Here is a 5,956-nt window from a genome sequence, read left to right as displayed (position 1 = left end):
GAGGTCTGGCAATTTCGATCGCGCGGCTGCTCGATACCGTCGGCATCAACCGGCAATCCGGCGCACGGCTGCTTGATATTTGCCCGCAGCCGGGCCTGCCTGGGCGCAGCCTTGTTGAGTGCGCGCGCACCTATCGCCTTAGCGTTGAGGTTGCGCGGATGCTTGTCGACGATCTGGGTGATCTGTAGTTTCCGCGCCGCGTCGCTCCAGCATGTGGTAGACGATCAGTGTGACCGACGCTGCCATCAGCAGCGCGAGGCCCCACCAGACCCAGATCGGCACAACCGAGTTCCAGGCGACGACGTAGGCGATAAACAGCGTTAACCCGATGTTGATCAGCAGGTTGATGATCTGGATGGACAGCGCACCTTTTTTCTCGCGGGCTTTCCAAGCAGCAAAGCCCCAGTTGAAGATCAACAAGAAAACCAGGATGAGGTTGATAATGGCATTCATGTTTAGACTTCCTCTCCTGCTAGTTGCAAACCGATGTGTTCGACTCCGCGCGGGGTATTACCAGCGACGAACGCAGCGCGTTGTCCTTCCGGAGCGATCACCAGCATCGTGGAATAGCCACCGGTTTGCCCGTTGTGCCAGCCAGCGCCGCTACCGGCATCCCGTGCCGAGGCAGTTTCTGCCCATCCATATTCCGGGAGCCCAATTTCTAGCAGGTGCTTGGCGAATTTCGCCATATCGCTTGGGGTAGAGCGCACCATGCCCGCGGGTGCGTAGCCTTCGGTGATCCAGGGCTGCGCGTTGCGCCCATTGTTGAGCACACCTGCGCTTTCGCCTTCGACATTCTGCTCGGTGGCGACGAAAGTATCGTCCATGCCCAGCGGGGTGAAGATCTCGTCGTCAAGCAATTCTTCATAGCTCACCCCATGGCGTTCTGCCAGTGCCCAGCCGAGCAAGGCATAACCGAGGTTGGAATACTGCTCTTCGCCACGATTTTCCAGCTCGGAGATCTCGTTGGCGGCAGTAATGACATCATCACGCCCGATGCCCTGGTACGGGTTGGTACCGAACACTGAAAATCCCAGGTTAGAGCTAAAGCTCACGCCCGCTAAACGGGGCAAACCGCCGGTGTGGTTCACGACTTCTTCTAACGTGACTGCCGCGACTGGTTCGTCGAGCTCATCGATAAGTTCACCCAACGTGGTATCCAATTCGAGATTGCCGTCCTCGACTTCCTGGCGGAGCAACTCGACGGTTAGCATCTTGGTTACTGAACCGATTTCAAATTCGGTGTCCTGATCAGCGCCCCATCCGGCAAAGGTGGTGGTGCCATCGTCGATGCTGAACGCCGCCAACTGGTTGTGTCCAGGGACAGCCAATTCGGAGAGCTCGGTGGCTAATTGCTTGTCGCCGGTGGCTTGCGTTGCCAAGCTAATGCGCTGTGGGCCTAGCGCGATGGTGCCCACAAAAACGATGGCTCCAACAACGAGCGCGGTTAAGAGCGATTTTTTCATGTTTTTCATCCTATAACGGCTCGCATTTCGACTAGTTGCGGCTGCACCTTGGATCCCACGGCCAGCTGCTTAGCCCTGCATAGGCCACGACGTAGCCACAGAGCTAGTATCCCGATCACGGGAGGCTAGATAGCGCTTAAACTCCGTCTGCATTTCGTAATAACCGACCGCCTGATATTCCATCAGCTCGCCGTCATCCAGCTTCGCTAACTCTGGAAAACGTTGATTCACCTGCTTCCAAGCGATACGCGCCGCCGCCATGGCATCTGCGGTGGCCTCGTGGGCATTATCCAACGGCACGCCGTATTCTTCGCATACCTTGCCGAGCGTGCGCGGGCCCTTGCGATATTTATCTTTCAATTTATCGATGACGAAAGGATCGAACACCGGCCCAGTTACCGTGAAATCTTCATCCAGGCTACGCAAAACCGTCAGGTCATAATTCGCGTTGTATACCACCAAAGTTTTGCCATCTTCCCAACCTTTTTTGATCGCGGCAATGGTAGCCGCGACTACCTCATCATGGTCACGGCCATGTTCCCGGGCATACTCCGTGGTAATTCCATGGACATCAATAGCTTGTTGTGGAATCTCAATACCAGGATCAGCCAACATCTCTTGTGAGTCGACCTTCGAACCTTCGATAGAAACCAAAGCAGAAGTGACGATTCGGGCTTGGTGGGCGATATTCGACGTGGTTTCCAGGTCGAAAGCCAGCATGCGGGACGCGTTGAAACTCATAACCTACAGCCTAGACGCGCCCCCTCACACACCACAGAACAAGCCAGCAACCCGCTGCTGATCGGGACTCAGCACTGCATGATGACGTGCAATAAACCTCGCAGTACCATCACCGTTAGACTGGACTGTCGTGAGTGATTTAGATGAAGCTGGACTGCGCCGCGACTGGAAAGAGCTTGCCGACGAGATTCGGCACCACCGGGAACGCTACTACAACGAGCAACCCGAAATCCCTGACGCGGAATTCGACCGGTTGCTGCGCAAGCTGGAAGCACTAGAACAGAGCCACCCACAGCTCGCAGTGCCCGACTCGCCAACTATGCAGGTCGGCGCACCAGTGCCGGAAGAATCCAGTTTTGCCAACGTCAATCACTTAGAACCCATGCTCAGCTTGGACAATGCCTTCGACGAGGATGAACTCCGTGGCTGGCTCGCACGCACCCCGGCACCTGCCTATCTCACTGAGCTGAAAATCGACGGGCTCTCGGTGGATCTGGTCTACCGCAACGGCGAACTAGAACGTGCCGCCACCCGCGGCGACGGCACCACAGGCGAAGACATCACCGCCAACGCGCGCGTTATCGACGACATCCCGCATACCCTCACCGGCACCGAGGAATATCCCGTGCCCAAGCTGATCGAAATCCGCGGAGAGGTCTACATGAACCCCGAAGATTTCGCCGCCATCAACGAAGAACGCGTCAAGCTCGCCGAAGAGCGCGGCAAAAAACCCGAAACCTTCGCCAACCCCCGCAATGCCGCAGCCGGCGGATTGCGCATGAAAAACGTCGAAGAAGTAAAAAAGCGCCGTCTACGCATGATCGCCCACGGACTTGGCGCACGCGACGGCTTCGCGCCGGGGTCGCAGTGGGATGCCTACCAAGCACTCGCCGCCTGGGGTTTGCCGGTGTCGCCGTTTACCAAGAGGGTAGAGACCACGGCGGAAGTCATCGAACAGGTGCACTATTGGGATGAGCATCGCCATGATGCTTTCTTCGAAATGGATGGGCTAGTGGTCAAGGTCGATGACTTGTCGACGCAGCGCAACCTCGGCGCGACTTCGCGGGCGCCCCGGTGGGCGATCGCTTACAAATACCCGCCGGAAGAAGTCACCACCACGCTGCGACAGATCGAAGTAGGGGTGGGACGCACGGGACGGGTGACTCCGTACGCAATCATGGACCCGGTTTTTGTCGCCGGTACCACCGTGTCCATGGCCACGCTGCATAACCAAACCGAAGTGAAACGCAAGGGCGTGCTCATCGGCGATACCGTGGTCATTCGCAAAGCCGGGGAGATCATCCCAGAAGTACTGGGCCCGGTGGTCTCGCAACGCGATGGGAGCGAATACGAATGGAGCTTCCCGGAAAACTGCCCGTCGTGTGGGACCAAGCTGGCACCGCAAAAAGAAGGTGATGCCGACTGGCGCTGCCCGAATGCGCAATCGTGCCCAGCCCAACTTGGTGCTCGCCTGGAATACCTAGCCTCCCGTAAAGCATTCGATATTGAGGCACTCGGGGAGAAGGGCGCCCACGATTTGATCGCCAATGGCGTCGTGGTTGATGAATCAGACCTGTTTGCTATCGACGAAGAATCGCTGGTGAAATCCAAGGTCTACACCCGCCTCGATAAAGAGGACAAAACACAGCGGGTCGTCAACGCCAGCGGCAAGAAGCTGTTGGAAAATTTGGAGACCGCACGCCATGCGGATTTCTGGCGGGTGTTGATCGCGCTGTCGATCCGCCACGTTGGGCCAACGGCAGCACGGGCCTTGGCGACGCGTTTTGGTTCCATGGAGGCATTGCGCAGCGCCGAGGTCGACCAGATCGCAGATGTGGATGGGGTTGGAGCGACCATCGCGAATTCCTTGCGCGAGTGGTTCAACGTGGATTGGCACCGCGACATCGTCGACAAGTGGGCGCAAGCCGGGGTGACGATGGAAGTCGCCGAGGAAGCGCGCGTGGAGCAAACCCTCGAGGGGCTGACCATCGTGGTGACCGGCACCTTGGATGATTTCAGCCGTGATAGTGCGAAAGAAGCGATCGTCTCGCGCGGCGGGAAAGCCACCAGCTCGGTGTCGAAAAAGACCGACTACCTCGTGGCTGGCGCGAATGCGGGCTCAAAAGAGACCAAAGCGCGTGATTTAGGCGTACGTGTTTTGTCAGAAACAGAATTTCAGCAGCTTCTCGACGGTGAGCTCTAGCACTCAGGCCGACACTAGAACTTAGCCGTTGAGCTGCTTATTTGTTCACCCGCTTAGTCGATGAGTTTGCCAAGGATATTGCCGAGGTGGCCGAGGTGGACAACCTCGCTGGCGAGATAGTCTGGCCCTCCGGCGCGACCGATGATGAGCACCAGGCCGCTATCGCCTAATGGTGCTCCGGCTAGCGCGGAGTCCAAGATCCGCCAGGATTCCGGAATCCAGTCCTCGCTATCGGCGATGAGCACGCGCGCTGCGGTGATGTCGATGTCCACGGGAATCGAGCCGTCATCTTCCGGTGCAGCACTCGAGGCCGCCACCCGGGCGATTTCACCGGTGGTGTCCACGACGATCGCCCACGATGAGGTCAGTGCTTTGGGGAAGACAGAGACGAATTTCTGTAGAGAAGCGCGCAAGCCACCGCTGTTGGTCGCGAGCTCAGAAAGCATCTCGATTTGCCCGCGTCGGTCAACCCGCCCGGAAAACGGTCGAATGGAATCAACTTCCACGCCGTCGACGGAGTTAGCGGCGGTGATCAAGGCATCAGCCATGACGCCTTGCGGAAGCTCAACGACGATATCGTCCATGACGGTATCAGCAGAAAAAGATTCGATGATGTCGACAGACTGAATATTGCCGCCGGTATTGCCGATGGCGTCGGCTAATTGTCCGAGCGCTCCGGGGGTATCGGGGAGCAGGACACGGATCAAAAACGACATGAGTTTAAGCCACCACTTTCTGAACTTGACGTTCGTCTCCACCATCGTAGCAACCTGCGGCATCAATTTGGGACCGAAAGCACACTATGTGCATGCAAGCGTATTCCTACGCAATGTTGGAGTGGGATTCCTACGGAATGCTCGAGCGGGATTTTAGCCGCACACTGCTGGCCAGTCGTCGTCGGTTCGGGGCTAGTGGCGTAGCATAGTACGGGAGAAAATTGGTTCACGGATATCGAAGGATTGAATCGACTGTGTCAGAAATTTCCCGCGAGAAAATTGAGCACTTAGCGAAGCTGTCACGCCTGGCGCTGAGTGATTCGGAAATCGCTACTTATGCAGAGCAAATCGACGGCATCGTTGACGTGGTTTCGGCAGTGCAAAACGTGGATACCAGTGGGGTAGAACCGATGAGCCACCCGCATTCAGTTGAGACCACGATGCGTCGCGACGAAGTCGTGCCTACTTTGTCCGCGGAACAAGCCCTGGACCAGGCACCTGATGCACGCGATGGCCGATTTGTGGTTCCGAAGATTCGCGGTTAATCCAGTTCACGAGCGATAGAGGTAGAGAATTAATGACTGAATTTACACGCCCAACCTCCGGAGTGATCTCGGAAACCGCAGCAGAGTTGGCGCAGCGTATCCATAACCGAGAAATCACTTCCCGGGAAGTGACCCAGGCATACCTGGATCGCATTAACGAAACTAACGAGACGCTGAACTCCTTCTTGCATATCGGTGCCGACGAGGCGCTGGCAGCTGCCGATGCCGTCGACCAGGCTTTAGACAAGGGTGAAAAACCAGCATCACCGCTGGCTGGTGTGCCAC

At 57.1% G+C, this 5,956-nt stretch carries 8 protein-coding genes; 4 read left to right on the top strand and 4 right to left on the bottom strand.

Annotated elements, in window-relative coordinates; genetic code table 11:
- Positions 1–188 (top strand): hypothetical protein (locus tag RCH87_RS09885; protein ID WP_306516535.1); only part of this gene is annotated, 188 nt, incomplete at its 5' end.
- On the opposite strand, the gene RCH87_RS09880 is transcribed toward RCH87_RS09885, so the two are convergent.
- From RCH87_RS09880 to RCH87_RS09870, 3 genes are all read right to left on the bottom strand, one after another.
- Positions 139–453: a hypothetical protein gene (locus tag RCH87_RS09880; RefSeq protein ID WP_306516534.1), complete on the bottom strand. Its 315-nt coding sequence runs from the start codon at positions 451–453 to the stop codon at positions 139–141. The genes RCH87_RS09885 and RCH87_RS09880 overlap by 50 nt on opposite strands.
- 2 nt (positions 454–455) lie before the next feature.
- Positions 456–1,466, bottom strand: a complete 1,011-nt coding sequence (locus tag RCH87_RS09875) for a serine hydrolase (protein WP_306516533.1) — start codon at positions 1,464–1,466, stop codon at positions 456–458.
- 69 nt (positions 1,467–1,535) lie between these two features.
- Entirely contained in the window at positions 1,536–2,207 is a 672-nt protein-coding gene (locus tag RCH87_RS09870; protein WP_306516532.1) for a 3'-5' exonuclease, read from the bottom strand.
- 130 nt (positions 2,208–2,337) lie between these two features.
- On the opposite strand from RCH87_RS09870, the gene ligA reads away from it, so the two are divergent.
- Entirely contained in the window at positions 2,338–4,410 is a 2,073-nt protein-coding gene (gene ligA, locus RCH87_RS09865; protein WP_306516531.1) for an NAD-dependent DNA ligase LigA, read from the top strand.
- 53 nt (positions 4,411–4,463) lie between these two features.
- On the opposite strand, the gene RCH87_RS09860 is transcribed toward ligA, so the two are convergent.
- Positions 4,464–5,126, bottom strand: coding sequence for an amino acid-binding ACT domain protein (locus tag RCH87_RS09860; RefSeq protein ID WP_306516530.1), 663 nt, complete (start codon positions 5,124–5,126; stop codon positions 4,464–4,466).
- A gap of 254 nt (positions 5,127–5,380) precedes the next feature.
- On the opposite strand from RCH87_RS09860, the gene gatC reads away from it, so the two are divergent.
- Both gatC and RCH87_RS09850 read left to right on the top strand, forming a co-directional pair.
- A complete protein-coding gene (gene gatC / locus RCH87_RS09855) occupies positions 5,381–5,671 on the top strand; it encodes an Asp-tRNA(Asn)/Glu-tRNA(Gln) amidotransferase subunit GatC (RefSeq protein WP_306516529.1) in 291 nt (96 codons plus the stop codon).
- A gap of 32 nt (positions 5,672–5,703) precedes the next feature.
- On the top strand, positions 5,704–5,956 hold a 253-nt coding region (locus tag RCH87_RS09850; protein ID WP_306516528.1), incomplete at its 3' end, for an amidase family protein.

It is taken from the genome of Corynebacterium sp., from assembly GCF_030826625.1.
GTDB lineage: Bacteria > Actinomycetota > Actinomycetes > Mycobacteriales > Mycobacteriaceae > Corynebacterium.
This window is presented reverse-complemented; position numbering and strand designations above follow the sequence as displayed.

Coding starts and splice junctions, on each gene's coding strand:
- RCH87_RS09870 (WP_306516532.1), bottom strand. CDS start 2,207: ATGAGTTTCAACGCGTCCCGCATGCTGGCTTTCGACCTGGAAACCACG.
- RCH87_RS09875 (WP_306516533.1), bottom strand. CDS start 1,466: ATGAAAAAATCGCTCTTAACCGCGCTCGTTGTTGGAGCCATCGTTTTT.
- RCH87_RS09860 (WP_306516530.1), bottom strand. CDS start 5,126: ATGTCGTTTTTGATCCGTGTCCTGCTCCCCGATACCCCCGGAGCGCTC.
- RCH87_RS09880 (WP_306516534.1), bottom strand. CDS start 453: ATGAATGCCATTATCAACCTCATCCTGGTTTTCTTGTTGATCTTCAAC.